The following is a 25,603-nucleotide window of genomic DNA, read 5'->3' on the forward strand; positions in this document are numbered from 1 at the left end:
GGCGCCTGTCGCGGATAGCCAAAGGTCCGTCAGGACCCGCTGTTCAGAACGAGCGCACGCGCGGATAGCCAAAGGTGGCAGCCCTTTCTACTTTGCCAGCTCTATTTTGCCAGCGAGCATGACCGTGAGCATGGAAACCCCGCAGTTGCCAGATCAGCCCGGGATGGCGGAGCGTGCCATCGACACGGCAACCGACGTGTCCCGCTCGATCACTGAGGTCACGGCTGCCTTGCGCACCGCGGCCGACCGCCTGAGCGACGCCATGAGAGCCGCACGCCAGCCGGGCCAACCGCTTGCAACGATCAGCGCCATCACCCGGGAAGCGCCCTTGGCCAGTCTTCTGGTTGCCTTCCTGTTCGGGATCGCGGTTGCCCGCCGACGCTAGCCGCTCCCGCAATACCGAGCTGATGAACGTCAGCCGACCTCGGCACGGCCTTCCCGGAACCTGACGGGACGCGCCCCAGTCATCAAAACGCATCGCGAAACGACCCAGCGGGGACCCGTCTTTGCCGACAGAGGCGTCGCGGAAAGCGGAACCAAAGTTGCCTTAATTTAATTTTCCCTATGCTGTAACCGGCCTCGTTCGGTCACAGCCAATCACCACCTGTTCAAGCAGGGGTGAACAGGAGGAAGCGGTGAAGAGGGCAATCGCTATTTTTGTCTGCCTTTGCGTGCTCGCAGGCGGCGAATATTTTGCGATCAGCAAGTGGGCGATCCGGCACGAAACGTTGAACCTGTTCGACGCAGACCGTGAGCGGCCGGTCGCGGTCGACCTCGCCGTGCGCCGCGACTATGAGATGAAGGCTGACAACGGCCTGTGGAAGCTGCCGGTTGCCATCATCAGCAACGGCAACACGGTCAGGAACACGGAGTATTCCTTTCTCGCCAACGTGCTCGCGGCGCGCGGTTACCTCGTTGCCAGCATCCAGCAGGATCTGCCGAGCGATCCGCCGCTGATGACGAAGATCGGCATGCCCTATGTCGGCCGGATCAAGGTTTATCAGCGCAGCGAAGACAACATCATGTTCGTGATCGGCGAGCTGCAGAAGCTGCAGCCCCATGCCGACTACAATCATCTGACCCTCGTCGGGCACTCCAATGGCGGCGACGTGGCGATGTATTGCGCCAAGCAGCATCCCGAGCTGGTTTCCAAAGTCATCACGCTCGACAACCTGCGCGTGCCGTTCGTGCGCGGCGGCGGGATGAAGATCCTGTCATTCCGCTCGAAGGATCCGAACTTCAAGACCGACCCGGGCGTGCTGCCGACGCCGGACCAAGCCGAAGCCGCAGGCATCGATATCATCAATACCGGCGCGCAGCATACCGACCTGAGCGACCGCGGGCCCGACGCCGTGAAAGAGAAGATCCAGGCGGCGCTGGAACAATTCCTGGCCGACAGCACGACGAGCGAACTCGCGCCGGTCGATACCACCCAGCCGATGATCATGAACCCCGGCGACTATTGAGAGGATGCCGGTCTAAGACTTGCCCTTGGTCGCATCCTTGGCGGCAGACATCACGTCGCCCGTGATCTGTCGCATATGCTCGCCGGCATTGGTGAACTGGCTGCGGAGGAATTCCGACTGAATGCGCATCGCTTCCTGCAGGTCGGTCGCCTGAACCAGCTTTCGGGCGTAATCGAAAGCCGACTTCATGTTCTGCTCGGTCAGCGAGAGTGCTTGCTTGGAAATCTCGCTGCCGGCCCCCGGGACCGAGGCCATCGACTTGCTTGCGGCGTCAAAGAACATTCCGAATGCTCTTTCGGCCTGGTCGATGGTCTTTTCGGCAAGATCGCGCAGTTCGGCCGGCACTTCCAGTTTCGGTTCGATCATGATGACGTTCCTCCGATCCCGAAAGAGAGCACTATCACATTTTACAGGCCCCGCACGCCGAAAAACGGCGTCTTGGTGCCCTGCAAGGTCCCCTCCCGGCCCGCCGGGGTCCTCGTCACCGGTCTTTCGGGCCCGCCGGTATGCCCGCTACTTCTGGACCGTATCTCGGGAAATCTGCGCGAGCGCTTCCTGCACCGTCGTCATGAATTGAGCGGGGAAAATAATCGTCGAATTCTTCTCCACAGAGATTTCGGCCATGGTCTGCAAGGTACGAAGCTGCAGCGCAACAGGATGCTGCGTGATGATATCGGCAGCCTCGCCAAGCTTGACCGCAGCCTGATACTCGCCCTCCGCCGCGACGATCTTGGCGCGACGCTCGCGCTCGGCCTCTGCCTCCCTGGCCATCGCGCGCTGCATGTTGTCCGGCAGCTGGATGTCCTTGATCTCCACCGCGCTGACCTGCGTTCCCCAGGGCTCGGTGTGCTGGTCGATGACGTTCTTGATCTGCTCGTTGATCCCCGACGTATCGGAGAGCAGCTGATCGAGGCTGAAGCGGCCCACCACGTTGCGCACCGTGGTCTGGCTGATCTGGTTGATCGCGTTGTACACATTCTCGATGACGATCACCGCCTTCTCGGGATCGGTGATGTGATAGTAGGCGACCGCGGCGATATCGATCGATACGTTGTCCTTGGTGATGATTTTCTGCGAGGGGATCTGCATCGTGACCGTGCGCAGGGAAACCCGCGTCATTTGCTGGAACGGAACGAAGATCAACGTCAACCCGGGTCCGCGCACGCCTTCGAACTTGCCAAGCAAGAACACCACGCCCCGCTCGTACTGCTTCAAGATTCGAATTGAAGCGAGCGCATAAAAAATCACGAGTATGAGAAGAGCACCTGTAAAGCCCACGACGTCCTCCTTCGCTTCCCCATCCCTCACGCCACGGCCAGTCGCCCCGGCGCGATGACGTCGATGTCCATGTTAGCTGAATTGTGGGGTTTTGGCGCCGCGCCGAAAGACGCCTCCGGCCGGTCCATCGGGCGCAAGCCGCAATAAATATGGTCGGAATAACGGCCGGCAAGGCCATGACCGGCGGATCGTTGGCGCGCATGTCCGCCATGCGCGCATGAGATTAAGTCTGGATCGGCGTCGACCGCGTCATTCGTATGATGATCATACTTCCATCGCGGTCAAAAATCGCGTTTTAAGCTTCCGACCAGCCGCAGCAGAGAATTCCGTTGCTTTTTTTCAACGCCGATGGCGCGCCATTCCCTGTCGTCCCATGTCGAGTTCGGGGCTAGAACGAACGACAGAGAGAACGATATGAAACAGCTTTGGAAATTGAGCGCCGCGCCGATCACCGCGCTGTCCGCGCTTGCTTTCATCGGGATGGCAACGCCGGCGTCGGCGGCCGAATATTGTCGCAAGGACGTCACGTCGGCCGTCGTCTCCTGCAGCTTCTCCAGCCTGGAGCAGTGTCAGTCGATGTCCGCCGGCCGCGGCGGCGACTGCTACCGCGACCCCTTCCTCACTGACGCGAAGAGCGCCTTCGCTTATGCGCCGAAGGCCGTGCATCCGGCGAAGCCAGTCCGCGCCAGGACGCACGAGAGCCGCTAAACATCGCAATTGCGCTGACACACAACAGCTGCCGCTCGCATCACCTTGAAGCCAGGGTGCTGCGAGCGGCGCAGCCGGGTATCTCGTTCACCACAGCGACGGCAGCAGCCGGTAGTGGACCCTGCCCTGATATTCGACGTAGCCGGGAAGGTGGCCGGCGAGGTACCGCTCTTCGTCGACGATGCGCCACGCTAGCGCAGGCAGCGTTGCCAAAACCACCAGCACACCCCACCACGAACCGAGCGCAATCGGCATGCCAGCAAGCATGACCAGAGCGGCCGCATACATCGGATGACGGACGAGCGCTAAGGTCCGGACGATATCACGCGCTGCTCCGCCGCCACCTCGATCGTGGCAGCCGCAAAGCTGTTCTCCCTAAAGACCACCAACGTGCCGAGCAAGCCGAGCAAAACCAGGACGTCGCCCGCGATCGCGGCATAAGCCGGCATATGCGACCAGGCGAAGCGATGATCGAGGCCGGGCACCGCCAGCAGGCCGATGAACCCGAGCGACGCAAACGCCATGATGATCTTCTGGGCCGGCGTCTTCTCGGCGAACGGTCCGCCGCGCATCCGTCGCTCAAGCAGCGCCGGATCGTAGGTCATGAGGTAGACGATGATCGCGAACGAGCAGAGAAGGTAGAGCGAGAGGAACGCCCAGGCCTGCCAATAGCGCCATGTCCCGGCCGTGCCGAAAAGCAGCGCGGCCATGGCCAGGACGACAAGCGCCAGTGCGCCGAACGCTCTTCCGAGAAGCGAGTCCATGGCGCAAGACTAGCACGGCAGCCGGTGCGGCTCGCCTGCGCTCAGCTCATTGCTGCTTTTCCCAGAATGACAGCAGGCCCTGCGAGGCCGAGCCGCCGATCACGCAGGGGATTCCGATGGCCACCTGCCCCAGCGCCGCTGCCGACACGCAGCCCAGTGCGAGGGCCCCGACACCAACCTGACCCCAGAAATCGAGGTTGCGGCGCGAATCCGACCCCTTCGCCTTGAGCTCGTCGACGGCGGCAAGCGCGTCCTTGCGCACGGCGCCGAGCTGAACGGTATCGGCCGCCTGCACCACTTCCTTGAGCGGCACCTTGACCGGCTCCGGCTGGGTCGACAGTTCACTGCGCAGATATTCGCGCAACTCCGCATCGCGCACGGCATAACTTGCAAGCGTGTAGCGCGCCATGCTGCCAACCGTCAGCTTGTCGACGGTGTCGCGGCTCTTCGACCACGGCAGCATCTGCAAGATGCGCAGGACCGGCATGTGGGAGCCGGTCGCGAAATAGTAACCCCACAATGTGTCGAGCAGATCCTGATTGCCAGCATAGGTAAGCGCCGTGTCCAGCTTCTTCTGCTCCTTGGTGAAGGGGTTCTTGAACACGCCGCGCAGCTTGTCCATCATTCCGGGCTTGGCCTCTTCAAGCGGAATCTCGGTAAGGATCGGCAGCGCCCCGGCCAAATATGCGTCGATCATCACTCGCCGCCCCGGCATCTTCGGCGCGACCCGACGCAGCAGGTTGCGCCAGTCCGGAAGCCCGGAATAGGCGATCGCGCGCACGATCACCCATTCGCCTTCCGGTGGCACCGGAAAGAAGCTGTTGACGAGCTGCTCCGCCTTGGCTGGGTTCGACCCGATCGCGCCGGCGATAAAGCCCAGGTAGATCCCGGCATTCTCCGGCTCCTTGAAGGTCTGCGCATGGAAGAGCACGCGAACCGCTGCCGGCACGTGGGCGTAGTCCGGCTTGGCGCGGTAGTTATAGATCCACTGCTGAACCACGCTCAGCGACGCCCGCGGATCGATCTCCGGTGTCACAACGGCGTGAGCCGGTACGATCAGCATGAACAGGAAAGCGACGAAGGATACGCGACGCATGTGATGCTCCCACCGCAACGTTCGCGGCGTGAAACCTACAAAACCGCGACGTTCTCGATATCTGGCTGACCAGCAATTAGAGCCGCCATGCAAGCGATTTTGGGGAGCGGCCGGTGCGGCACCGCGTCGAAATTGTGGCAACGTCAATTTGGGCCCGCAACTGACCCCGGCTCCGACATTCTTTTGCCCAGCGGGCGCACTTCGATCCCCCTGTGAATGGAAGTGACAGGCGGAACGTGACGATGGACAAGGTGCCGAGCCGGCATCGCCGACTGGGTCGTGGCGCGGCAGCGTTCTTCGCCGCGCTGCTGGCGCTATCGGCCGTCCCGGCAAGCGCGGCTGAGGCGATCGCAGTCGAAGGCAATCACCGTGTCGAAGCCGATACAGTGCGCTCGTATTTTCATCCCGCAGCCGACGGGCGGCTCGACGCGGCGGCACTCGACGATGCACTGAAATCGCTGATCGCAACCGGGCTGTTTGACGATGTCACGGTGCGGCGCGTCGGCGACAAGATCGTGGTCCACCTGGTCGAAGCCAAGCTGCTCGACCGCGTGGCCTTCGAAGGCAACAAGAAGATCAAGGACACGGACCTCACCCCCGCCGTCGAGTCGAAGGCGCGCGGACCGCTGCAGCGCGCGACCGTGCAGGGCGACGTCGGCCGCATCATGGACGTCTACCGGCATCACGGACGTGACGACGTCAGCGTGGAGCCCCAGATCATCGATCGCGGAAACGATCGGGTCGATCTCGTCTTCGCGATCACCGAAGGCAAGAAGACGACCGTGCATGAGATCAATTTCATCGGCAACCATGCCTTCGGCAAGCGGCAGCTCGCGGCCGTGATCAAGACATCCGCAACCAACATGTTGAGCTTCCTGACTGGCGGCGACGTCTACGATCCCGATCGCGTCGCCGAGGACCGCGAGCAGCTGCGGCTCTATTATCGCAACCACGGCTACGCCGACGCCAGCGTGTCGGAGGCCCGCGCCGAATACGATCCGGCCAGCCGGGGCTTCACGTTGACCTTCGTCCTCGATGAGGGACCGCTCTATCACTTTGGCGACATCGGCATCGTCTGCAACGTTCCAGGCCTCGACGCGGAACGGCTGCGCCGGCGACTGCTGGCCCGCAGCGGCGCCGTGTTCGACGGCAGCGCCCTCGACAAGACCACCGACGCGCTCGCGATCGAGATGGCCAGGCTCGGCTATCCCTTTGCCCACGCTGAACCGCGCATCACCCGCGACGCCATCGGCTCAAAGGCCGACGTCGCCTTCGTCATCGACGAGGGAAAACGGACCTATGTCGAGCGCATTGAGATTCACGGCAACAGCCGTACTCGCGACTATGTGATCCGCCGCGAATTCGATTTCGGCGAAGGCGACGCCTACAACAAGACGTTGATCGACCGTGCCGAACGTCGCTTGAAGAACCTGAACTACTTCAAGACCGTCAAGATCACGACCCGGCCGGGCTCGACGGCGGACCGCATCGTGCTCGACGTGGAGACCGTCGACCAGTCGACCGGCGATTTCAACATCGCCGGCGGCTATTCGACGACCGACGGCTGGCTCGGCGAGATCAAGCTCGGCGACCGCAACTTCTACGGGACCGGCGATGCCGTGCAGACGACGTTCATGTACGGCCAGTATTCGCGCGGCGCCGACCTGTCGGTGACCGATCCATCGATCTTCGGCAACCGCATTTCCGGCGGTGTCGACATTTTCGGCAAGCAGACGGTCGCCAACACCTACCAGTCCTATGGCATCGACACCTACGGCACGACGTTCACGCTCGGCATGCCGATAACGGAAGAAACCAGCATCGGCTGGCGCTACTCGATCTACAACCAGAACGTCACCCTCGACCCGACCTCGCTCGCCGCCCCGGCGTCGCTGCCGATCCAGCAGGCGGCTGCAACCGGTCCGCAATGGGTCTCGGACGTCGGCGACACCATCACCTACAACACGCTCGACAACAACAAGATGCCGACCAACGGCATCAATTCGCAGTTGCGACAGGACCTCGCGGGTCTCGGCGGCGACGTGAAATTCCTGAAGACGACCGAAGACGTGCGCTACTACCAGGCGATCAACGACGATCTGGTTGGGCTGGTGCGTGGCCAGGGCGGCTACATCACGGGCTGGGGCGGCCAGCAGGTGCCGCTGACCAACAGCTTCTTTGGCGGCCCGAGTCTGGTGCGCGGTTTCGCACCCAACGGCTTCGGTCCGCGCGATCTGACGCCCGGCACAACCATGGACAATGTTGGCGGCAGCATGTACTGGGCGACAACGGCTGAACTGCAGAGCGCGATACCCGGCGTTCCCCAGGAATACGGCCTGCGCGCGTCCGCTTTCGTCGATGCCGGCAGCGTGTTCCGCTACAACGGTCCGACGACGTTTCCCGGCTCGGCCCAATCGCTGCAGGTGGCCAACAACAACGTGGTGCGGTCCTCCGTCGGTGCCGGGCTGACCTGGGCCTCGCCATTCGGGGCGCTGACGGTCAATTACGCCGTGCCCCTCACGAAAGCGTCGTACGACGTCGTGCAGCGGCTGAACTTCAACGCCGGGCCGTTCTGAGCAGGCGCGTGACAGCGCCGCACAGCGACCGACCGGCCGGCCAGCCGCTCTTGCGTCACCCCGTTATGAAGGCGAACAGGTCGGCATTCAAACGGTCCTTGTGCGTGACGAAAAGACCGTGCAGCGCCCCCTCATAGACTTTCAGCTGCGCGTTCGGGATCAGGGCCGCCGTCGGCCGGCCGGTGAGCTCGATCGGAGCGGACGCATCCTTGTCGCCGTGAACGACGAGCACCGCAACGGAAATCTTCGGCAGCTCCTTTCGGAAATCCGTCGCCGTCATGGTTCGGTTGCACTCGACCGCAACACGGAGCGGGGTACTCAGCATCAGCTGCTTGATCCATTCCTGCTCGCGGGTCGATTACGTCCGACGTAAGCGGAACGCGTCAGGGACGCGCCGTCACAAACCCGTAGATCAGGGCCAGCCGGTCGAGACATTCGCGAAAACGCCGCGAGAAATAGTCCTTCCAGCGCTGCGTCTGCAGCCCGCGCCGGTCTCCGATCTGCTCCATGGTCATTCCCATGATCAGCACCTCGTGCACCAGCACCGCGCCGTCGGTGCCGAGTTCGCGCTCGATGCGGTTCAGCCGCTGCGCCGCCTGGCGCTGGCCCTCGGTGATCGGCTCCCGCATCCGTGCGCCGTCGACATGGTCACGTCCGGGATCGACCGCCTGCGGACCACGCTCAGCCCTTTCCCAGTCGTTCTGGAACGCCCGGCCGCCCTGATATTGCGCGTCGTCGATCTGCCCATGCGCGTGAAGCCGCCCGAGAGGGTCGTTGCGGATCGAACGCAGCGCCACGACCTTCCCCCCCGGATCGAGCGCCAGGGGATCGTCGATCTCGACCGTCGCCACCTCGGCATTGAGCGGCAGGTCTCGCGAACGCCGGTCATGCAGCTTGGCGATGCGGTAGGACTTGTTCCGTTTGACACGTGGCACGTTGATACTCCTGCTGCCTTGGGGTTTCGGTGGCTAGGCCGCTTTCACCAGCCGCAGCACGACCGGCGCGGCGCCGCGCTCCGATCCGAGCCCGGGGTCACGGGTTAGACGGAAGTGCGCCGTGCAATAGCTTGAGCCCTTCCGTCTCGGATGGCCGCAGAAGGTGATGGGTTCGCCGTCCTTGTCGCCGCCGTACGGGTAACGGCAATCGCCGGCTTCGAGCTCGACGAGCGGAACGAGCCGCGGCCTGATGCCGACACAACGGAGCTTGACGGGTTCGGCGTGGTGTATTGCTGGTGTCGGCTCGGTCTTTGCAGCAGCGCCAGCGCGGCCTGCCCGGTGCGGCCGTGGCGGCCTCGTCTGAGGTGGCACGCGCTGCGGGCTCGCCGGCTTCGCCGGCCCCGTGAGCCCCATTCGCTTGCTGCGGCCAATCGTGGCGTTTCGTGTGTAGTTCGTTCCAAACCTCTCGTTGATGGTCTTCGCGATCTCCGAATGGGACAAGCCTTTCGCCATGAGCTCGCGCAGCGCGTCGGAATGCTCCGGCGCCCAGTTGGTCGCTTGCATGAATTTTGCCTTTGTACGCGACGGATATGCGGGCTGATCCCGATTCCGGTGCAGGCGGAGTAATTTCTGATATTCCGAAATGAAAGTCAAGCTTGATTTCGGATAATCAGAATTGCTATGAGTAGAGTGGATTCGAAAGCCGGAGCGCCTGCCATGCTTGACGTCGTGATGATCGAACGGGGGCTGAAGAAGCCGGGCAAGACCAAGGGTGGCCTCGCGCTGGCGATGGGCGTGCGCCCGGGCGCGGTCTCCGAAATTCTGGCCGGACAACGGCTGATCAAGGCTTCCGAGATCGACGCCATCATCGCCTATCTGGAACTGAACGCGGTGCCGATCATGGGACGGGTCGGCGCCGGCGCCTCCATCGAGCCCGAGCACGAGCAGGTGCCCCCTGAAGGGCTCGGCGATGTCGAACTGCCCTTCCCGATCTCGGAGGAAACCGTCGCATTCGAAGTATCAGGCGATTCCATGCTGCCGAAATACGAGAACGGCGACATCATCGTGGTCTATCGCGAACAACGCCATCCGCTCGCGAGCTTCTATGGCGAGGAGGCCGCAGTGCGGCTGAGGACGGGCGAGCGCTATCTGAAGACCATCGAGCGCGGAAAATCCCCAAACCTCGTCAACCTCACCAGCTTCAACGCCAAGCCGATCAGCGGGGTGAAGCTGGAATGGATCGGGGAAATCTGCGTAACCCTGCCGCGCGGCCAGATCGAGCGGCTGCGCGCCAGATCCGCGAGCCGCGCTCGAAAGGCGGCAAGGCCTGCGGATGGCCGCCCGCCCGAGAAGTGAAGCTGGGTACCACTGAGCGGTTTCTGATTTTCAGAAATTGGGCTTGACTATTTTCTGATTTTCAGAAATAATCGACCCCATGCAATACTTCGTGGTGATGATCGACTACGGCAGGCGCGGTCGCGAGGCGGTGGTCGATCCAGAGGTCACGCGGCGCGAAGTGGTCTCGCGCGTCACCTCTGGCGAATACAAGAACATCAGCTTCATCCACGAGATCGTGGATGCCTGCGTCGAGGACGTCACCGCCGAAATCCTCAAGGAAGCCGCCCTCCCCGAGCCCGCGCCCGGTGCCGCCGAGCTGCAGGCCAATCACTTCGACCATCTCAGGGATTTGCGAAAGCACGAGAGCGTCTGAGGAGCCGGGATCGGCCCCGGCTCCTTCTCCTCACTTGTTGCGCTGCACTCCGATCACTTGATCTTGCGTCATCGCCCGCAATGCTGTCAGTCTGTGGCAACGCCCGGAAACGGGGGCTCACGGGCGCGTCGCAGTTCCAACGGGCTCGTCACATGAACAATCTGGAAGTCACGACGCTCACGAAGGTGACGAGCCGGCTCGTCCCCTTCCTTATCGTTTGCTACTTCATCGCCTATCTTGACCGGGTCAATGTGGGCTTTGCCGCGCTCACGATGAACCAGGATCTCGGCCTGTCGCAGACGGCATATGGTTTCGGCGCGGGCATCTTCTTCCTGGCCTATTTCCTGTTCGAGGTGCCGTCGAACCTGATGCTTGAGCGCTTCGGCGCGCGCAAGTGGATCGCCCGCATCATGCTGAGCTGGGGGCTTCTGTCCGGCCTGATGGCCTTCATTCCGGACATTGGCCGCGCTACTGGTCTCGGCAGCGAGAACACTTTTTACCTGATCCGCGTGCTGCTCGGCGTGGCCGAGGCCGGCTTCTTCCCCGGCATCATCTTCTATCTGACGCTGTGGTTCCCGGCGGAGTACCGCGCCCGCATCGTCGGCTACTTCATGGCCGCCATCCCGCTTTCCACCGTGATCGGCGCGCCAATCTCCGGCTACCTGCTCGGTCTGCACGGGCTGGGAAGCCTTGCCGGCTGGCAGTGGCTGTTCGTCATCGAGGCGCTGCCTGCGATCGTCCTGTCGGTCGTTGTGTTCTTTTATCTGACCGACCGGCCGGCCGATGCCCATTGGCTTGAGGCGAGCGAGCGTGACTGGCTCGCCGAGCGGCTACGCCTGGAGCAGAAGCAGCGCGAGGCGGTGCGTGAATACACGGTGGGACAAGCCCTGATCAATCCGCGCGTGATCGGGTTGAGCCTGGTCTATTTCGGCGCGGTGGCGACCAACTACGGGCTCGGCTTCTTCCTGCCGCAGATCGTGAAGGCGTTCGGACTCACGACATTCATGACGACTGTGGTTTCGGCGCTGCCCTATGCGGTCGGAACCGTTGCGATGGTCTGGTGGGGCCGCCGGTCCGATCGGAAGACGGAGCGGCGCTTCCACACCGCAATTCCGTTGTTCCTTGCCGCCGCCGGCATTGCCCTGTCCACGGTGCTCGACGATCCCACGCTGAAGATGCTGGCCTTCTGCCTGGCCGGCTTCGGCATCTTCAGCTGCCTGCCGGTGTTCTGGACCCTGCCGACGGCGTTTCTGTCGGGCGCGGCCGCCGCGTGCGGCATCGCCGTGATCAATTCCATCGGCAACCTCGCCGGCTTCGCTGGCCCGTTCGCGATGGGCTGGATCAAGGACCACACCGGCTCCTACACCGGCGGCTTGTTGTTGCTCGCAGGGCTCGGCGTGATCGCGATGGGTATCGTGCTGTCGCTCAGTCACGACGATGCGCTCGAGCGCGCCCCGGCACCCGTGGCAAAGTGAACGGCGGGCGCGCTGCCATAACCCTCGGCAACGCGCCCGATCCTTTTTGAACCTCAGACCAGCAACACCGTCGAGCCGGTGGTCTTGCGCGCGGCAAGGTCGGCGTGCGCCTTCGCCGCGTCCTTCAGCGGATAGGTCTGGCGTACTTCGATCTTCACCGCGCCCGACTGCACGACATCGAACAGCTCCTTGGCCATCGCAACGAGGTTTTCGCGCTTGGCGGCATAGGTGAAGAGCGTCGGGCGGGTGACGAAGAGCGATCCCTTCTGCGCCAGCAAGCCGAGATTGAGCGGCTCGACGCTGCCGGACGATTGGCCGAACAGCGCCGCGACGCCGAGCGGGGCAAGACAATCGAGTGACTTGAGGAACGTGTCCTTGCCCACGGAATCATAGACCACCGGCACCTTCTTGCCGCCCGTGATCTCGTCGACGCGTTTGACGAAATCCTCCTTCGTATAGACGATCGTATGGGCGCAGCCATGGGCCTGGGCGAGCTTTGCCTTCTCGTCACTGGAGACGGTGCCGATCACGGTCGCGCCAAGATGCTTCGCCCACTGGCTCAGGATCAGGCCGACGCCACCTGCCGCTGCATGGAGAAGGATCGTGTCGCCCGCCTTGACCCGGTAGGTCTGCCGGATCAGGTACTGCACGGTCAGGCCCTTCAGCATCATGGCCGCCGCCGTCTTGTCATCGATCCCGTCAGGCAGCTTCAGCAGGGAGCCTGCGGGAATGAGCCGCGCCTCGGCGTAGGCGCCAAGCGGCGAACTGCCGTAGGCGACGCGGTCGCCGGGCTTGAGATCGGTAACTCCCGATCCGACCTCCTCGACCACGCCGGCCGCCTCGCTGCCGAGGCCGCTCGGCAACTGCACAGGATAAAGGCCCGAGCGGTTGTAGATATCGACGAAGTTCAGGCCCACGGCGGTGTGGCGGATGCGCGCTTCGCCGGGGCCGGGCTTGCCGACATTGACCTCCTCCCAGACCAGGACCTCGGGTCCGCCGGCGCGATGGAAGCGGATGGCGTGCGTCATTGTATGTACTCCTTGAGTGGAACGGCGCGAAAGACAGGTGTAACAGACGTTCAGGCGTCAATCGCATCCTTGATGCGCTTGCGTGTCAACGGCAGGTTTCGCAGCCGCTTTCCGGTAGCATTGGCGATGGCATTTGCAATCGAGGCCGCGGCCGGCCCCTGCCCGGTCTCGCCGCTGCCGAGGAAGGGCTGTCCAGGCCGGTCGATGATGTGGACATCGATCCGCTCGGGCACAGCATCGAAGCGCAGGATGGGATAGGTCTGCCAGTCGATGCTGGTGATCCTGCTATCGTCGAATGTCACCCTCTCATAGAGAGTCCAGCTCATGGACTGGATGATCGCCCCTTCGACCTGGTTGATCAGCCCATCCGGATTGACGACCTGCCCGCTGTCGACCGCCGCAACCGCCCGCACCAGGCGGGCGCGGCCGGTCTCCTGGTTCACCTCGACTTCGCTGGCAATGGCGCAATAGGCGGCGAGATTCTTGTAGCGGGCGAAGGCAAAGCCATAGCCGTGGCCGGGCGGCGCTTTCTGTCCGCTCTGCCACCCAAAACCCTGCGCGGCTTTTTCGATGACGTCGCGCCCGCGCGAATCGTCAAGATGCTTCAGCCTGAATTCGACCGGATCGGCGCCGGCAAGCCCGGCTAGCTCGTCCATGAAGCTCTCGATCGAAAACACGTTGTGATAGGCGCCGAGCGCCCGCATCGCCGAAATCCGCAGCGGCATCTCGGCAATGAAGTGATGCACCACGCGCGCATTGGGGAACGTGTAGATCGGGATTGCGTTGCGATCGCCGCCGCCCTCCGGCAGCGGCAGCGGCTTCGGCGCGGGCACAGCGATTGGCTCCGCCATGTGTTGCGCAGCCAACAGACAGCCGGCGCCGCCCGGACGCATCGAATGGGTGTTGCTCCAGACCTCGAAATTCCAGTCCGCGATCCGGCCACTCTCGTCGAGCGCGGCCTTCAACTTCGTCACCATGGCGGGCCCAAACGGCTCCCAGGCGTGTTCCTGCTCCCGCATCCATTGCACCCGCACCGGCGCGCCGGGCATGGCGCGTGCGATCAGCGCGGCGTCGGCCGCCGCATCGTCGGCGCCGTTGTGGCCATAGCAACCGGAGCCTTCGACATGGATCAGCCTGACGCTCGAAGGAGCCATCTTCAGCATTTGCGCGATCGCCTGGCGGTCCGGATAGACGCCTTGGGTGTGCGTCCAGACCGTCATGGCGCCGTCGACGAGTTGGGCGATTGCGCAGGACGGCCCGATCGACCCGTGCGATTGATAGGGCCGCGCATAGGTGGCTTCGATCGTCCGGCGGCCGGCGATGGACGGGTCGCTGCGCTGGAAGATCGTCGAATCCTCTGCCGGCAGCTTCAACAGGACGTCAGCGATCTCGTCCTGCTTTGGTAGCTTTGCGCTCTCCTGCCACTTGGCGGCGGCTGAAAGCGCGTTCATCGCCTTGACGGCAGCAAACTCCTTGTTGGCAACGACAGCAAGGAAATTGCCGTCGCGCACGACCTTGACGACATCAGGCATCTTCTCGATCGCCGAGGTGTCGCATTCGACGAGCTGCGCAGCATAGCTCGGCGGCCGGACGATCCGCGCATGCACCATGCCGGGCCGCCGCATGTCCTGGACATAGGCCATCCCTCCGGTAACCTTGGCCGGAATATCGACCCGCGGCACCGGTTGGCCCACGACCTTGAACGTCGCCGGATCTTTCAGCTTCGAAGTGGCCTGCGCCTGCACGTGCAGCAGATTGCCGGCAACAAGCTCGCCATAGGTCAGCCGCCGCCCATCCGACGCGATGACTGCGGCATTCTCGGTCCGCAGGCTTTCCGGCCGCACCTCGAGCCGTCTCGCCGCTTCGGCCGTCAGAAGCTCACGCGCCTGCGCCGCAGCGTGCTGGATCGCGGTGCCGCTATCCTGCATCGAATGGCTGCCGGACGTGTAGCCTTCGTTGGCGGTCAAGCTTGTGTCCGCGGTGACGACCTTCAGCGACGCGAAGGGAATGTCGAGCTCCTCAGCCGCGATCTGCTGGAATGCAGTCTTGAAACCCTGGCCGAGCTCCGCCTTGCCGGTAAACGCTGTGATCGAGCCATCGGCGTCGATCCTGATCCAGGAGTCGAGATAAGGCGTCGTCGCGAGACTGCCCGGCGCTTTCGGTGTGGGGGGTGCCGCCGCGCCCTGGTCCTGTGCGAACGCGCCGCGAAGCGAAAAACTGACGATCAGCGCGCCGCCACCCGCAAGCACGCGACGCCGGTCGAGGATGACAGGGGCATTCATCGCGCACCTCCGTTGGCAGACGGCGACGTATCCGCGGTATCCATCAGCCGCGCCGCACGACGTACTGCGCGGAGGATGCGCATGTGCGTTCCGCAGCGACAGAGATTGGGCTCGAGCTCGGCGCGGATCTGTTCGTCGGTTGGTTTCGCGTTACGCTGCAGCAGCGCCTGCGCGCGCATCATCATGCCCGCGATGCAATAGCCGCACTGCGCCGCCTGCTCCTCCATGAAGGCGCGCTGGATCGGCGCCGGCTCCGCGATCGTGCCCAGGCCCTCCAGGGTCGTGACCTGCCTGCCCTCGAGAAGCATGATCGGCGTAACGCAGGACAGCACCGCCTGACCGTCGACGATGACGGTGCAAGAGCCGCACTGGCCAAGCCCACAGCCGAACTTTGCGGCGTTCAGCTTGAGGTCGTCACGCAGCACGTAGAGCAGCGGCGTATCGGGATCAGCATCGATCCGGTGTTCCTGGCCGTTGACCTTCAATTTTGTCATGGCACGCCTCGCTGCTTCGCATCGACGGGAGCACTGTTCGGCCCGGCCGAGGTTTGCAAAAATACGGTCTGCGTTCGACGCGCCTCGCGGACGAGCTTCGCAAGGTCGGTCCAGGCCGGCTGACTACTGAAGCGGGTACGCAGATAGGTGAGCAGCGTGACGATCTGCTCGTCGCTCATGCTCGGCGCAAAGCCCGGCATGATCGGGCTGCGCTCGCCCTCGACGGAGCGGATGCCGGACAAGACGATATTGGCGAGGTTGCGTGGATCAGGGCTTGTCACTACCGTGCTGAGGCCCAAATTGATTCCGCCGTAAGGAGGCTGGCGGCCGCTTTCGTGGCAGGTCGCGCAGGCGGCGTGATAGATCGCGGCACCACCTGCTTCTGCTTGCGGCGCGGAAGGCGTGGGCTTTGTCGCCTGCGCCAGCGCGAGCTCGCCTTCGCGCTTACGGTCCGGCGTCGGCGGTCCGAGCACGTCAGCCATGTAGATCGCGATGGCTCGGACGTCGCCGGCAGGCACCGATGCGAGATTGCTCACGACTTGTGCCATCGGCCCACGCGCCGTTCCGTGATCTGGGTGGAAGCCGTCCCGCAAATAGGCGTAGAGCGCTTCGGCCGTCCACGGCACGGGCGCCGGAGATGCTGCATTGATGGGATAAGCCTGCCAATTGTCGACGTCGCCGCCGGCGAAGGCCGCACTGATGCGTTCCGCGCCCAGCGCGTTGCGCGGCGTATGGCAGGCGCCGCAGTGTGCCAGTCCCTCGACCAGATAGGCGCCGCGATTCCATTCCGCGCTTTTGCTGCTGTCGGGCTGGTATGTACCGCGGCGCAGGAACAACAGCTTCCAGCCGGCGATCACCATCCGCTGATCGAGCGGAAAGGACAGCTGGTTCGGCCGCGCCGGCGCGTGCACCGGTTCGCGGGTCATCAAGAAGGCGTAGAGCGCGCGATCGTCCTCATCGCTGACATTGGTGAAGTGATCATATGGGAAGGTCGGATAAAGGTGAGCGCCATTACGGGCGACGCCCGAGCGCATGGCGCGGCGGAACGCCGCTTCCGGCCAGCGGCCGATTCCCGTTTCGGGATCCGGCGTGATGTTGGACGAGAACACCGTGCCGAACGGCGTCGGCACCGGCAGCCCGCCGGCGTAGTTTTTTCCGCCGCGCACCGTGTGGCAATCGTTGCAATTGCCGATCGACGCAAGCACACGGCCGCGCTTGACGAGATCGGCATCGAACGATTGCGGCTTTGGCGGATCGATCTCCGCGATGGCGGGTCGCCAGGCGATCGCAAAAGCGAAAGCGGCCCCACCGACGCCCAGCGCCGCCAAAATGCTCCAGATGAGTCCTGATCGTGTCATCGGTTCAACGGCTGCTTGCAGGTTCCTGGCATGAAACCAATGCCAGTCCCGTCGTCCCCAGCTTCATCACTTTCTGTTGACGAAAGCCAACGGGCGGGCTTGAGGCGCCGAATACGCCCGCCACTCGATGACACCCGAGGGTCGGGTCGGCGGCCTTGTCGATCGTAACGCCCAGCTTGGTGCCAGGATTAGCCGGACGCAAGCTCCCGCACGGCGCCTTCGTGATTGCACTCCCGGAAGTGCTGCGCGATTTCGTCGAGCGCGCGCTGCTCCCATTCCTCCGCTTGCGCCAGCCAGAAAAGCCGCCGCTCGGAATCATGCGTCGCGCGCTCCCGACAGATCGCTACCTGACCGCGAATTTGCGTAAGCTTGTTCATGAACTTCACTCCGCCGTGTGAAGCCGATTGATGATCCACCCTATCAGACCGGCGTGGGACTCCCGCAATATTGGCATGTGGAAAACGGCAGCATTTGGTTGCTGCACCGCCAACAGGAATCATGTCGCAACGCAACAGATTTGCGACAGCCGAGGTCGCGACCGTCCAGGAAATTGCCGTTTCTGTCACACCCCTGTCGCGCGAACCACGCAAGGAAGCCCCATTGGCGCGTCGCTGCATGCGGCACTGCGGGAGCCCAAAGGGGAAATCGTGAGCGCATGGGTTGCACTGCTGGGAGCGGGCCTGCTCGAAATCGGCTGGGCGCTGGGCCTGAAATACTCTGACGGGCTCACCCGATTCTGGCCGACGCTTGCGACCGTGGCCGCTATTGCACTCAGCTTCGGATTGATGGCGATCGCACTACGCTCGTTACCGTTCGGCACCGCTTATGCCGTCTGGACAGGTATCGGCGCCGCCGGGTCCATTCTTGTCGGCATTATTCTCTACAGCGAGCCTGCCGATCCCGTTCGCATTTTTTGCCTGACGCTGATTGTCGCAGGGATGATCGGATTGAAACTCACGTCGCCTGTTTGACATCGCCCCGGCAGAAAATCGTCCTCGATACGAGGATGTGAACGTTGCGTTACGATCGCGCCTGTTTCCACATTTGATTGATCTCAAAAAAGCGTGCTTCGCCACCGAAATCCTGACTCATTATGGTCGCACCGTCTTCATGCGGCGTCTGTAAGAAACGCCCGAAAAGTTCACGACGGATTCGAAACTGCATGAGCGCTGAATTCGACTACGACCTCACCCCGGATCAATGGGAAGCACTGAAGGCGCTGCGCGCGCCGCAGCCTGCGGGTCGAGCCGCGATCCGGCAGCTCGTGTCCCTCAAGCTCGCCACCGTGATCGATGAGCGCCCGGTCATCACCGCGACGGGACGCAAGGTTCTCGTCCGGGGTTCCTCGAAGCTTCTTGACCTCGTGGCTTGAGCATCTTCCACGAACGCTGACCGCGCACGATATCGTCGAACGTCACCAACAAGCAGCCGTTGACGTCGCCTACCACATGGTCTGGCGGGCACGCTCCGGCCACTCGCGATCATATTCGTCGCCACCCACGCGGTTGTCGCTCATCTCCGCAAGGATCTGGCCGGGCGTCGGCAAGGTCATTGGATCTGCGCGCTTGTCGGGATTCCACAGATCGGAGCGCACGATCGCGCGGGCACATTGGAAATAGATCTCATCGATCGCGATGATGATCGCCGTCCGCGGCGCCTTGCCTTGCATGGCGAGCGACGCCAGCAATTGCGGATCGACCGATACCTGAGCCCGGCCGTTGACGCGCAGCGTATTGCCGGACCCGGGGATCAGGAACAGCAGCGCCACCCGCGGATCGCGCACGATGTTGCGCAGGGAATCGATACGGTTGTTGCCGCGGCGATCGGGCATGATCAGCGTCTTCTCATCGTGGATGCGGACGAACCCAGGCAGGTCGCCGCGCGGCGAGCAGTCGAGCCCCTCCGGCCCTGACGTGGCCAGCGCCGCAAACGGCGACTTCTCGATCATGGTGCGGTAGGAAGGCGTGATCCGGTCGGCGACCTTGACGGTCGAGCTTTCTCCCGGATGTCCGTAGATCGCCTCAAGCTGATCGATCGTCGCGATCACAGACATTGCGCTTCTCCCTGCATCCCGCCACCCATTCTCCCCTGATCGCCCGCAAGAGCTGACGCGCATGATAGTCGGCGCTGCTGATATTGAGGATGGTGACATCCGGCTCCGATGGGTGGTCGACCGAGCGCCCGAGCCGCTGCTCGATCCTTCCGTCGCTGCTGCGCCCGCGCGCGGCGAGCCGCTCCGCCAGGACGGCCGGCGGCGCGGTGATCGAAACAACCGTGACGCTGGCGTAGGCGCTCCGCATCGCCTCGATCACGGTGCGCGATACATTGGCGACAACCGTGCGGCCGGCCCGGATGTCATCGTCGATCGAACGAGGCAGGCCATAGCAGTGGCCATGCGCCTCCCAGTGAACGGCAAACTCTTCGCGGCCGGACGCCTCGCGGAACGCATCGATGCTTGCCTGATCATTATCCTCGGATGAGGACGCTTCGCGCGTGATCACGCGGCGCGGGAAGACGATGCCGGCATCGTCGGCGCAGGCGGCCTTCGCGAGGCCGAGCAGCGTATCCTTGCCGGCGCCGCTGGGACCGACCACCAGGACCAGGCGACCCGGCCCGATCGCGGTGGTGTTGGTAACTGCTACCGTCGGTGCTTCGCTCATGCCACCCGCTGCCCTTCCCGCCAGACGCTGCGAACGACCGGGATTCCGCCGGCGACATGGACGCGGATCAAGTCGGCACGCTTGCCGGGGGCGATCTCGCCGCGATCGGCAAGGCCAACGGCTTCCGCCGGCGTCTTGGTGACCGTTCGCACTGCCGACGCCAGATCGATGGCTGGAACGCGTTCCGGCAGTTGCAGCGCGCCCATCAGGAGGCTCGACGGCACATAGTCGGAGGAAAGGATGTCGAGCAGGCCCTCACGCGCGAGGTCGACGGCTGCGATGTTGCCGGAATGCGAGCCGCCGCGCACCACGTTCGGTGCGCCCATCAGGATGTCGATACCGGCCCGGTGCAGCCCGCGCGCGGCCTCCATCGTGGTCGGAAATTCGGCGACCGACACCCGATCGCGGACCGCATCGGCGACGTTTTCGTCGGTCGTGTCATCGTGGCTCGCGAGCGGGATGTCGTGCTGGTGCGCCAGCGCCACGATGGCCCGCATGTTGTCCGCGGCATAGGTCCGCTGGTAGGCGAAGCGCCGCGCGAACAGCACGTCGAGCTCGGCGTCGGTCATGCCGGCGCCCTTGCCGCGGTAATAGTCACGGAGCTTGGCTTCGTCGCGGAACTGCCGCTGGCCCGGTGTGTGATCCATCAGCGACATCAGCCGGACATCCGGACGCGCGACCAATTCGCTGGCTTCCGCGACCACATCCGGCATCGGGATTTCGCAACGCAGGTGCAGGAAGTGATCGGCGCGCAGCAGGCTTGCCTCGCGCGCGGCGGTGATCGCCGCCGCCAGGATGCCGGCGCGGCCATCGACGTCCTCGGCGCCGTCCTCGCGCCAGACCCTCAGCGAATCCAGCACGGTCGTGATGCCTGATGTCGCGAGCTGTCCGTCGTATGAGATCACCGCAGCGGTTGGATCCCAGAATACTTTCGGGCGCGGCACGTAATGCGCTTCGAGGTGATCGGTATGCAGCTCGACCAGCCCCGGCATGAAAAGATCGCCGGCCGCATCGATGTGAGCCCCCGGCGCCCGCCCCTCGGCGATCTCGGCGACGCGCCCGTCGGCAAAGGCGATCCAGCCGCACTCGATCACACGATCGGCCAGCACGATCCTGGCATTGCCGATGACGGTATCGGACGAAATCGCACTCATGGCCTCGACTTTCTTCATGCGGCGGCTGCAAACGAGGTCACGTCGACCACCCGGTCCGCGATGCGGCTTCGAATCTCGTCGTCATGGACGATCGCGACAACAGCAACGCCCGCATGCTTCTTCTCGTCGATCAGGTCGACCACCACTTCGCGATTGGCTGCATCGAGCGACGCCGTCGGCTCATCCAGCAGCAGGATCGGAAGCTCGCAGATGAAGCCGCGCGCGATGTTGACGCGCTGCTGCTCGCCGCCGGAGAACGTCGACGGCGGCAGCGACCACAGCCGCTCGTGGATGTTGAGGCGCCGCAGCAGGTTGCCTGCCTGATCGCGCGCTTCCGCACGCGCCGTGCCGGCAGCGACCAGTGGCTCGGCGACCACATCCAGCGTGGCAACGCGCGGTACGGCGCGCAGGAACTGGCTGACATAGCCGATCGTGCTGCGCCGGACGTTCAGGATCTGCCGCGGCTCGGCCGAGGCGAGGTCGACAATGTTGCCCTGGTGGCGGACACCGATGCGGCCGCGGTCGCAGCGGTAGTTTCCGAACATCATCTTGAGAATTGACGACTTGCCGGTGCCCGACGGCCCGGACAGCACGACACACTCCCCGGTCCCGACATGGAAGGAGACATTCCGCAGCACGGGCAACTGCACCCCGCCCTGCAGATGCATGGTGAAGGTCTTTTCGGCGTTCTGGATCTCGATCATCAGGGTCATCGGCATGGGCTCATGGCGGCAGGATCGACGAAACGAGGAGCTGGGTGTAGGGCTCCCTGGGATCATCCAGCACCTGGTCCGTCAGGCCGGTTTCGATCACCTCGCCGCCCTTCATCACCATCACCCGGTGCGACAAGAGCCGCGCGACCGCGAGGTCGTGCGTCACGACAACAGCCGCCAGATTCAGTTCGCCGACAAGGCCACGCATCAGGTCGAGCAGGCGCGCCTGCACCGAGACGTCGAGGCCGCCGGTCGGCTCGTCCATGAAGACAAGGCGCGGCTCGGTGACGAGATTGCGCGCGATCTGCAGGCGCTGGCGCATGCCGCCAGAATAGGTGCGCGGTGCGTCGTCGATGCGGCGGACGTCGATCTCCACCCGATCGAGCCAGGAGGATGCGGTCTGGCGAATGCGGCCGTAGTGATTCCAGCCGACCGCCATCAAGCGCTCGCCGACATTGGCGCCGGCCGACACCGCCATGCGCAGGCCCTGCGCGGGGTCCTGATGCACATAGCCCCAGTCGGTGCGGAACAGCAAACGCCGCTCGGCCTCGCCAAGGCTCGCGAGATCGCGCAGCACCCCGTCGCGCATGCGGTAGGAGACCCGCCCCGCGCTCGGCGCAAGCTGCGCCGAGAGCAATTGCAGCAGCGTCGATTTGCCCGAGCCGGATTCGCCGACGACGGCCAGCACTTCGCCTGGATAGAGCGCAAAGGACACATCGCGGCAGGCCGCCAGCCGGCCGTAATTCCTGCCGAGCTTTTCCGCGACCAGCAGCGGCTGGTCATCGTCAGTCGCACGATGCGGCTCAGCCATGCGCCCTCTCCTTGTGGGGTGCGGCGTGCTCAGTGCCACGGTGACCCGCGGCCTGCCGGCCCTCGCAGTAATCGGTATCGGAACAGACGAACATCCGCCCGCCTCTGTCGTCGATGACGATCTCGTCGAGATAGGAATCCTCCGCCCCGCACAGCGCGCAGGGCGCGTCGAACCGGTAGCGCGAGAACGGGTGATCCTCGAAGTCGAGCGACACCACCTTGGTGTGCGGCGGAATCGCATAGATGCGCTTCTCGCGGCCGGCGCCGAACAGTTGCAGCGCCGGGCAATCGTCCATCTTCGGGTTGTCGAATTTGGGCGTCGGCGAGGGGTCCATCACGTAGCGCTCGTTCACCTTCACCGGGTAGGCATAGGCGGTCGCGATATGGCCGAACCGCGCGATGTCTTCATAGAGCTTGACATGCATCAGGCCGTACTCGGCAAGCGCATGCATGCGGCGCGTCTCGGTCTCGCGCGGCTCGAGGAAGCGCAGCGGCTCGGGGATCGGCACCTGATAGACCAGCACCTGTCCCGCATGCAGCGGCGCTTCCGGGATCCGGTGACGGGTCTGGATCACGGTCGCGTCGCTCGTCGACGTCGTGGTCTCAACGCCGGCCGTCTTGGCAAAGAATTTCCTGATCGAGATCGCATTGGTGGTGTCGTCGGAGCCCTGGTCGATCACCTTGAGAACGTCGTCGGGTCCGAGGATTGCCGCGGTCACCTGCACGCCGCCGGTTCCCCAGCCATAGGGCATGGGCATTTCGCGACTCGCGAACGGCACCTGATAGCCGGGAATGGCGATCGCCTTCAGGATCGCGCGGCGGATCATCCGCTTGGTCTGCTCGTCGAGATAGGCGAAATTGTAGGCCGGCGCATTCATTCCGCGGCCTCCCGCATCGGCAGTCCGTCCGCGGCTTCGGCAAACTCCTTGCGCAATTTGCGCAGCAGGCCAAGCTCGGACTGGAAGTCGACATAATGCGGCAGCTTCAGGTGCTCCACGAAGCCGGTCGCCTGCACATTGTCGGAATGCGACATCACGAACTCTTCGTCCTGCGCCGGCGCCAGCACCTCTTCGCCGAGCTCGCGGGCGCGCAGGCTGCGATCGACCAGCGCCATCGACATCGCCTTGCGCTCGCTCTGCCCGAAGGCGAGCCCATAGCCGCGGGTGAAGCACGGGGCTTCCGTTGCCGAGCCCTTGAACTGGTTGACCATCTGGCACTCGGTCACGCTGATCGAGCCGAGCGGCACGGCGAAACCGGCATCCTCGGCGAAGAACTCCACCTCGACCTCGCCGAAGCGAATTTCGCCCGCGAAAGGATGGTTGCGGCCATAGCCGCGCTGCGTCGAATAGCCGAGCGCCAGCAGGAAGCCTTCGTCGGCGCGCGCCAGATTTTGCAGGCGCAGGTCGCGATCGGCGGGAAAGGCCAGCGGCTCGCGCGTGAGGTCGCCGACCGGGGCCCCCTCTTCCGCTTCCGGCGAGGGTTCGATCAGGCCGTCGCGACCGAGAATATCGGTGACGCGCGGCGTCGCGACCTCGGTTGTTTCGCCGGTCACCGGTTGATCCGGGACAAAGCCGTCAGCAAGCTGGGGGTCGAGCAGCCGGTGCGTATAGTCGAAGGTGGGACCGAGGATCTGGCCGCCGGGGATATCCTTGAAAGTCGAGGAAATCCGCCGTCTCACCTGCATACTGCCCGTGTCGACCGGCTCGCTGGCACCGAAACGCGGCAGGGTCGCGCGGAAAGCGCGCACCAGGAAGATCGCCTCGATCAGGTCGCCCCGCGCCTGCTTGATCGCAAGGGCCGCAAGCTCGCGGTCGTACAGCGAGCCCTCGGCCATGACGCGATCGACCCCGAGCGCGAGCTGCTCGGAAATCTGCGCCAGCGTCACCTCCGCAACGTCGCGGTCGCCGCGGCGCTCATGCGCGAGCAGCCGGTGCGCGTTCTCGATGGCGCGTTCGCCTCCCTTGACGGCGACATACATGGATCAGGCTCCGTAAGCGGCAATCCGGGTGGTACGGGGAAGCGCGACAACCAGGTCATCGCACACGAGGAGAACATCGATACCGCGCGGGAACAGCGCGGCGTTGACAGCAAGCCGCTCGAACATATCCGGCGGACGGACGGTCGCCTGCAGGATCGTCGCATCCTCGATTCCGGGACCACGCAACCGGTAGGCAGGCCCCTGAGCCAGGCTTTCGACCTGGATGACCAGCGTGGTCGAACGATCCGGATATTCGTTTGTGCCGAATGAAAATCGATCGAGACCGGGCAGCGCGCCCGCATCAGCGATCAGCGCGAAACTCGCGATCGACGAATCGACGACGACAGGCGCACTGGTGTGGAATTTGAGCCACCGCGTGATCTCCGAAGTCTGCGCCAGCATCGGATCAAGCCAGATCGGCGTATCGTGGTCGAACAGCGTCAGCGCGATGGCAGCCGTGCCCCGCGCTACACCGGTCGGCGTACCGACGCTTGCCGCGACGCGCTGCACCGTGCCCGGACGCGCCATCGCCTCCATCACCGAGCGGAAGGTCGACTGCGCCGACAGCACCTTGTCGGCAAATCCCGGAGGCAGTTCCGCAATCGTCGTCATGGCTCATCCCTCGCCGCGCACCAGCGTGTAGAAATCGACCCGCGTCGCCGCCGCCTCGGCGGCCTTGCGGTTTTGCCGCGACAGCATCATGGCGCTGAGCGGCGCAAGCACCCTGGCTTCGACGACGCCGGCAAACTCCTTCGATTGGGTCAGCGCGTCGCACAGCGCGATCATCCGCGCCTTTTCCTTGTCCCGCCCGAGCGCATAGCCAAAGCCGGTTTCGCCGGTCGCAAGCCGCACTGCCGCGCGCGATACCGTCGCCTCACCGAGATTGAACGGCGCGCCGTCGCCGCCGATCCGGCCTCGCAGCATGACAAGGCCGTTCTCGGCCTCGCGCAGGTCTTCGTGCACCGGCAATTCGATACCCTCGAGATGGCGCACGATCTCGGCGGTGGAAGCCTGCGCCAGCATCGCCATTGCCGCCTTGCGCTTCGCCTCTCCGCCGCTGTCCGTGATCGCCGCCATGGCCGGCCCTTGCCCGATTCAAGTTGTCTATGATACTAGA

The 25,603-nt window shown here is 64.1% G+C and carries 31 protein-coding genes; 9 read left to right on the plus strand and 22 right to left on the minus strand.

Annotated elements, in window-relative coordinates; genetic code table 11:
* The first annotated feature begins 124 nt into the window (after window positions 1-124).
* Both QOU61_RS27725 and QOU61_RS27730 read left to right on the plus strand, forming a co-directional pair.
* The gene (locus tag QOU61_RS27725) at window positions 125-385 is read left to right on the plus strand and encodes a hypothetical protein (RefSeq protein ID WP_289654394.1); all 261 of its coding nucleotides are present in this window, start codon (window positions 125-127) and stop codon (window positions 383-385) included.
* Window positions 386-635: 250 nt separating this feature from the next.
* The gene (locus QOU61_RS27730) at window positions 636-1,466 is read left to right on the plus strand and encodes an alpha/beta hydrolase (protein WP_289654395.1); all 831 of its coding nucleotides are present in this window, start codon (window positions 636-638) and stop codon (window positions 1,464-1,466) included.
* A gap of 12 nt (window positions 1,467-1,478) precedes the next feature.
* Here QOU61_RS27730 and QOU61_RS27735 read toward each other — a convergent pair whose 3' ends face one another.
* Both QOU61_RS27735 and QOU61_RS27740 read right to left on the minus strand, forming a co-directional pair.
* The gene (locus QOU61_RS27735; RefSeq protein WP_289654396.1) at window positions 1,479-1,832 is read right to left on the minus strand and encodes a phasin; all 354 of its coding nucleotides are present in this window, start codon (window positions 1,830-1,832) and stop codon (window positions 1,479-1,481) included.
* 147 nt (window positions 1,833-1,979) lie between these two features.
* On the minus strand, window positions 1,980-2,744 hold the full coding sequence (locus QOU61_RS27740; protein WP_289654397.1) for an SPFH domain-containing protein: 765 nt from the start codon (window positions 2,742-2,744) through the stop codon (window positions 1,980-1,982).
* Window positions 2,745-3,158: 414 nt separating this feature from the next.
* Here QOU61_RS27740 and QOU61_RS27745 point away from each other — a divergent pair, with 414 nt between their 5' ends.
* Entirely contained in the window at window positions 3,159-3,452 is a 294-nt protein-coding gene (locus tag QOU61_RS27745) for a DUF3551 domain-containing protein (RefSeq protein WP_289654398.1), read from the plus strand.
* Window positions 3,453-3,539: 87 nt separating this feature from the next.
* Here the strand turns inward: QOU61_RS27745 and QOU61_RS37280 are convergent, their stop codons facing one another.
* Genes QOU61_RS37280 through QOU61_RS27755 form a run of 3 tightly spaced genes read right to left on the minus strand, consistent with a single transcriptional unit; the run spans window position 3,540 to window position 5,312 of the window.
* On the minus strand, window positions 3,540-3,707 hold the full coding sequence (locus QOU61_RS37280; RefSeq protein ID WP_354142477.1) for a hypothetical protein: 168 nt from the start codon (window positions 3,705-3,707) through the stop codon (window positions 3,540-3,542).
* Between the two features lie 50 nt (window positions 3,708-3,757).
* The gene (locus QOU61_RS27750) at window positions 3,758-4,216 is read right to left on the minus strand and encodes a hypothetical protein (RefSeq protein ID WP_354142478.1); all 459 of its coding nucleotides are present in this window, start codon (window positions 4,214-4,216) and stop codon (window positions 3,758-3,760) included.
* A gap of 46 nt (window positions 4,217-4,262) precedes the next feature.
* Window positions 4,263-5,312 carry a hypothetical protein gene (locus tag QOU61_RS27755; RefSeq protein ID WP_289654399.1) on the minus strand — a complete coding sequence of 350 codons (1,050 nt, stop codon included), beginning with the start codon at window positions 5,310-5,312 and terminating at the stop codon, window positions 4,263-4,265.
* A gap of 242 nt (window positions 5,313-5,554) precedes the next feature.
* On the opposite strand from QOU61_RS27755, the gene bamA reads away from it, so the two are divergent.
* A complete protein-coding gene (bamA, locus tag QOU61_RS27760; protein ID WP_289654400.1) occupies window positions 5,555-7,888 on the plus strand; it encodes an outer membrane protein assembly factor BamA in 2,334 nt (777 codons plus the stop codon).
* 55 nt (window positions 7,889-7,943) lie between these two features.
* Here bamA and QOU61_RS27765 read toward each other — a convergent pair whose 3' ends face one another.
* From QOU61_RS27765 to QOU61_RS27775, 3 genes are read right to left on the minus strand one after another with little or no spacing between them, the layout of a single operon-like run.
* Window positions 7,944-8,213 (minus strand): alpha/beta fold hydrolase, encoded by a 270-nt coding sequence (locus tag QOU61_RS27765; protein WP_289654401.1) that lies wholly within the window; start codon window positions 8,211-8,213, stop codon window positions 7,944-7,946.
* 58 nt (window positions 8,214-8,271) lie between these two features.
* Window positions 8,272-8,823, minus strand: coding sequence for a hypothetical protein (locus QOU61_RS27770; protein ID WP_289654402.1), 552 nt, complete (start codon window positions 8,821-8,823; stop codon window positions 8,272-8,274).
* A gap of 33 nt (window positions 8,824-8,856) precedes the next feature.
* Window positions 8,857-9,387, minus strand: a complete 531-nt coding sequence (locus QOU61_RS27775; RefSeq protein ID WP_289654403.1) for a GcrA family cell cycle regulator — start codon at window positions 9,385-9,387, stop codon at window positions 8,857-8,859.
* A gap of 153 nt (window positions 9,388-9,540) precedes the next feature.
* On the opposite strand from QOU61_RS27775, the gene QOU61_RS27780 reads away from it, so the two are divergent.
* From QOU61_RS27780 to QOU61_RS27790, 3 genes are all read left to right on the plus strand, one after another.
* Entirely contained in the window at window positions 9,541-10,179 is a 639-nt protein-coding gene (locus QOU61_RS27780; protein ID WP_289654404.1) for a S24 family peptidase, read from the plus strand.
* A gap of 79 nt (window positions 10,180-10,258) precedes the next feature.
* A complete protein-coding gene (locus tag QOU61_RS27785) occupies window positions 10,259-10,534 on the plus strand; it encodes a hypothetical protein (RefSeq protein WP_289654405.1) in 276 nt (91 codons plus the stop codon).
* A gap of 152 nt (window positions 10,535-10,686) precedes the next feature.
* Window positions 10,687-12,009: an MFS transporter gene (locus QOU61_RS27790; protein ID WP_289654406.1), complete on the plus strand. Its 1,323-nt coding sequence runs from the start codon at window positions 10,687-10,689 to the stop codon at window positions 12,007-12,009.
* A 53-nt stretch (window positions 12,010-12,062) separates the two neighbouring features.
* Here the strand turns inward: QOU61_RS27790 and QOU61_RS27795 are convergent, their stop codons facing one another.
* From QOU61_RS27795 to QOU61_RS27815, 5 genes are all read right to left on the minus strand, one after another.
* Window positions 12,063-13,037, minus strand: a complete 975-nt coding sequence (locus tag QOU61_RS27795) for a quinone oxidoreductase family protein (protein WP_289654407.1) — start codon at window positions 13,035-13,037, stop codon at window positions 12,063-12,065.
* Between the two features lie 50 nt (window positions 13,038-13,087).
* Entirely contained in the window at window positions 13,088-15,319 is a 2,232-nt protein-coding gene (locus tag QOU61_RS27800; RefSeq protein ID WP_289654408.1) for a xanthine dehydrogenase family protein molybdopterin-binding subunit, read from the minus strand.
* Complete coding sequence (locus QOU61_RS27805; RefSeq protein WP_289654409.1) at window positions 15,316-15,813, minus strand: (2Fe-2S)-binding protein; 498 nt, start codon at window positions 15,811-15,813, stop codon at window positions 15,316-15,318. The genes QOU61_RS27800 and QOU61_RS27805 overlap by 4 nt, the downstream gene beginning before the upstream one ends.
* On the minus strand, window positions 15,810-17,171 hold the full coding sequence (locus QOU61_RS27810; RefSeq protein ID WP_289654410.1) for a c-type cytochrome: 1,362 nt from the start codon (window positions 17,169-17,171) through the stop codon (window positions 15,810-15,812). Before QOU61_RS27810 ends, QOU61_RS27805 begins: the two co-directional genes overlap by 4 nt.
* A 188-nt stretch (window positions 17,172-17,359) precedes the next feature.
* A complete protein-coding gene (locus tag QOU61_RS27815; RefSeq protein ID WP_289654411.1) occupies window positions 17,360-17,548 on the minus strand; it encodes a hypothetical protein in 189 nt (62 codons plus the stop codon).
* Between the two features lie 267 nt (window positions 17,549-17,815).
* Between QOU61_RS27815 and QOU61_RS27820 the strand changes: the two genes are divergently transcribed.
* Complete coding sequence (locus QOU61_RS27820) at window positions 17,816-18,142, plus strand: DMT family transporter (RefSeq protein ID WP_289661802.1); 327 nt, start codon at window positions 17,816-17,818, stop codon at window positions 18,140-18,142.
* Window positions 18,143-18,333: 191 nt separating this feature from the next.
* Entirely contained in the window at window positions 18,334-18,543 is a 210-nt protein-coding gene (locus QOU61_RS27825; protein ID WP_289654412.1) for a hypothetical protein, read from the plus strand.
* A gap of 69 nt (window positions 18,544-18,612) precedes the next feature.
* On the opposite strand, the gene QOU61_RS27830 is transcribed toward QOU61_RS27825, so the two are convergent.
* From QOU61_RS27830 to phnG, 9 genes are read right to left on the minus strand one after another with little or no spacing between them, the layout of a single operon-like run.
* The gene (locus tag QOU61_RS27830; protein ID WP_289654413.1) at window positions 18,613-19,224 is read right to left on the minus strand and encodes a pyridoxamine 5'-phosphate oxidase family protein; all 612 of its coding nucleotides are present in this window, start codon (window positions 19,222-19,224) and stop codon (window positions 18,613-18,615) included.
* Window positions 19,193-19,831, minus strand: a complete 639-nt coding sequence (gene phnN, locus QOU61_RS27835) for a phosphonate metabolism protein/1,5-bisphosphokinase (PRPP-forming) PhnN (RefSeq protein WP_289654414.1) — start codon at window positions 19,829-19,831, stop codon at window positions 19,193-19,195. Before phnN ends, QOU61_RS27830 begins: the two co-directional genes overlap by 32 nt.
* Window positions 19,828-20,985, minus strand: coding sequence for an alpha-D-ribose 1-methylphosphonate 5-triphosphate diphosphatase (locus tag QOU61_RS27840; RefSeq protein ID WP_289661804.1), 1,158 nt, complete (start codon window positions 20,983-20,985; stop codon window positions 19,828-19,830). Before QOU61_RS27840 ends, phnN begins: the two co-directional genes overlap by 4 nt.
* A 14-nt stretch (window positions 20,986-20,999) precedes the next feature.
* Complete coding sequence (gene phnL, locus QOU61_RS27845) at window positions 21,000-21,698, minus strand: phosphonate C-P lyase system protein PhnL (RefSeq protein ID WP_289654415.1); 699 nt, start codon at window positions 21,696-21,698, stop codon at window positions 21,000-21,002.
* Window positions 21,699-21,708: 10 nt separating this feature from the next.
* Window positions 21,709-22,509, minus strand: coding sequence for a phosphonate C-P lyase system protein PhnK (gene phnK / locus QOU61_RS27850; protein WP_289654416.1), 801 nt, complete (start codon window positions 22,507-22,509; stop codon window positions 21,709-21,711).
* Complete coding sequence (locus QOU61_RS27855; RefSeq protein ID WP_289654417.1) at window positions 22,502-23,386, minus strand: alpha-D-ribose 1-methylphosphonate 5-phosphate C-P-lyase PhnJ; 885 nt, start codon at window positions 23,384-23,386, stop codon at window positions 22,502-22,504. The genes phnK and QOU61_RS27855 overlap by 8 nt, the downstream gene beginning before the upstream one ends.
* Window positions 23,383-24,486, minus strand: coding sequence for a carbon-phosphorus lyase complex subunit (locus tag QOU61_RS27860; RefSeq protein WP_289654418.1), 1,104 nt, complete (start codon window positions 24,484-24,486; stop codon window positions 23,383-23,385). Before QOU61_RS27860 ends, QOU61_RS27855 begins: the two co-directional genes overlap by 4 nt.
* Before the next feature lie 3 nt (window positions 24,487-24,489).
* Window positions 24,490-25,098, minus strand: coding sequence for a phosphonate C-P lyase system protein PhnH (phnH, locus tag QOU61_RS27865; protein WP_289654419.1), 609 nt, complete (start codon window positions 25,096-25,098; stop codon window positions 24,490-24,492).
* A gap of 3 nt (window positions 25,099-25,101) precedes the next feature.
* A complete protein-coding gene (phnG, locus tag QOU61_RS27870) occupies window positions 25,102-25,563 on the minus strand; it encodes a phosphonate C-P lyase system protein PhnG (protein ID WP_289654420.1) in 462 nt (153 codons plus the stop codon).
* Window positions 25,564-25,603: the final 40 nt, after the last annotated feature.

It is taken from the genome of Bradyrhizobium sp. NP1, from assembly GCF_030378205.1.
In the GTDB taxonomy this organism is placed as follows: domain Bacteria; phylum Pseudomonadota; class Alphaproteobacteria; order Rhizobiales; family Xanthobacteraceae; genus Bradyrhizobium.

Excerpts from the sequence above, each read along its gene's own strand:
- QOU61_RS27735 (WP_289654396.1), bottom strand. The coding sequence starts at position 1,832 with ATGATCGAACCGAAACTGGAAGTGCCGGCCGAACTGCGCGATCTTGCC.
- QOU61_RS27745 (WP_289654398.1), top strand. The coding sequence starts at position 3,159 with ATGAAACAGCTTTGGAAATTGAGCGCCGCGCCGATCACCGCGCTGTCC.
- QOU61_RS37280 (WP_354142477.1), bottom strand. The coding sequence starts at position 3,707 with ATGCCGATTGCGCTCGGTTCGTGGTGGGGTGTGCTGGTGGTTTTGGCA.
- QOU61_RS27750 (WP_354142478.1), bottom strand. The coding sequence starts at position 4,216 with ATGGACTCGCTTCTCGGAAGAGCGTTCGGCGCACTGGCGCTTGTCGTC.
- QOU61_RS27755 (WP_289654399.1), bottom strand. The coding sequence starts at position 5,312 with ATGCGTCGCGTATCCTTCGTCGCTTTCCTGTTCATGCTGATCGTACCG.
- bamA (WP_289654400.1), top strand. The coding sequence starts at position 5,555 with ATGGACAAGGTGCCGAGCCGGCATCGCCGACTGGGTCGTGGCGCGGCA.
- QOU61_RS27765 (WP_289654401.1), bottom strand. The coding sequence starts at position 8,213 with ATGCTGAGTACCCCGCTCCGTGTTGCGGTCGAGTGCAACCGAACCATG.
- QOU61_RS27775 (WP_289654403.1), bottom strand. The coding sequence starts at position 9,387 with ATGCAAGCGACCAACTGGGCGCCGGAGCATTCCGACGCGCTGCGCGAG.
- QOU61_RS27780 (WP_289654404.1), top strand. The coding sequence starts at position 9,541 with ATGCTTGACGTCGTGATGATCGAACGGGGGCTGAAGAAGCCGGGCAAG.
- QOU61_RS27785 (WP_289654405.1), top strand. The coding sequence starts at position 10,259 with ATGCAATACTTCGTGGTGATGATCGACTACGGCAGGCGCGGTCGCGAG.
- QOU61_RS27790 (WP_289654406.1), top strand. The coding sequence starts at position 10,687 with ATGAACAATCTGGAAGTCACGACGCTCACGAAGGTGACGAGCCGGCTC.
- QOU61_RS27795 (WP_289654407.1), bottom strand. The coding sequence starts at position 13,037 with ATGACGCACGCCATCCGCTTCCATCGCGCCGGCGGACCCGAGGTCCTG.
- QOU61_RS27800 (WP_289654408.1), bottom strand. The coding sequence starts at position 15,319 with ATGAATGCCCCTGTCATCCTCGACCGGCGTCGCGTGCTTGCGGGTGGC.
- QOU61_RS27805 (WP_289654409.1), bottom strand. The coding sequence starts at position 15,813 with ATGACAAAATTGAAGGTCAACGGCCAGGAACACCGGATCGATGCTGAT.
- QOU61_RS27810 (WP_289654410.1), bottom strand. The coding sequence starts at position 17,171 with ATGACACGATCAGGACTCATCTGGAGCATTTTGGCGGCGCTGGGCGTC.
- QOU61_RS27815 (WP_289654411.1), bottom strand. The coding sequence starts at position 17,548 with ATGAACAAGCTTACGCAAATTCGCGGTCAGGTAGCGATCTGTCGGGAG.
- QOU61_RS27825 (WP_289654412.1), top strand. The coding sequence starts at position 18,334 with ATGAGCGCTGAATTCGACTACGACCTCACCCCGGATCAATGGGAAGCA.
- QOU61_RS27830 (WP_289654413.1), bottom strand. The coding sequence starts at position 19,224 with ATGTCTGTGATCGCGACGATCGATCAGCTTGAGGCGATCTACGGACAT.
- phnN (WP_289654414.1), bottom strand. The coding sequence starts at position 19,831 with ATGAGCGAAGCACCGACGGTAGCAGTTACCAACACCACCGCGATCGGG.
- QOU61_RS27840 (WP_289661804.1), bottom strand. The coding sequence starts at position 20,985 with ATGAGTGCGATTTCGTCCGATACCGTCATCGGCAATGCCAGGATCGTG.
- phnL (WP_289654415.1), bottom strand. The coding sequence starts at position 21,698 with ATGACCCTGATGATCGAGATCCAGAACGCCGAAAAGACCTTCACCATG.
- phnK (WP_289654416.1), bottom strand. The coding sequence starts at position 22,509 with ATGGCTGAGCCGCATCGTGCGACTGACGATGACCAGCCGCTGCTGGTC.
- QOU61_RS27855 (WP_289654417.1), bottom strand. The coding sequence starts at position 23,386 with ATGAATGCGCCGGCCTACAATTTCGCCTATCTCGACGAGCAGACCAAG.
- QOU61_RS27860 (WP_289654418.1), bottom strand. The coding sequence starts at position 24,486 with ATGTATGTCGCCGTCAAGGGAGGCGAACGCGCCATCGAGAACGCGCAC.
- phnH (WP_289654419.1), bottom strand. The coding sequence starts at position 25,098 with ATGACGACGATTGCGGAACTGCCTCCGGGATTTGCCGACAAGGTGCTG.
- phnG (WP_289654420.1), bottom strand. The coding sequence starts at position 25,563 with ATGGCGGCGATCACGGACAGCGGCGGAGAGGCGAAGCGCAAGGCGGCA.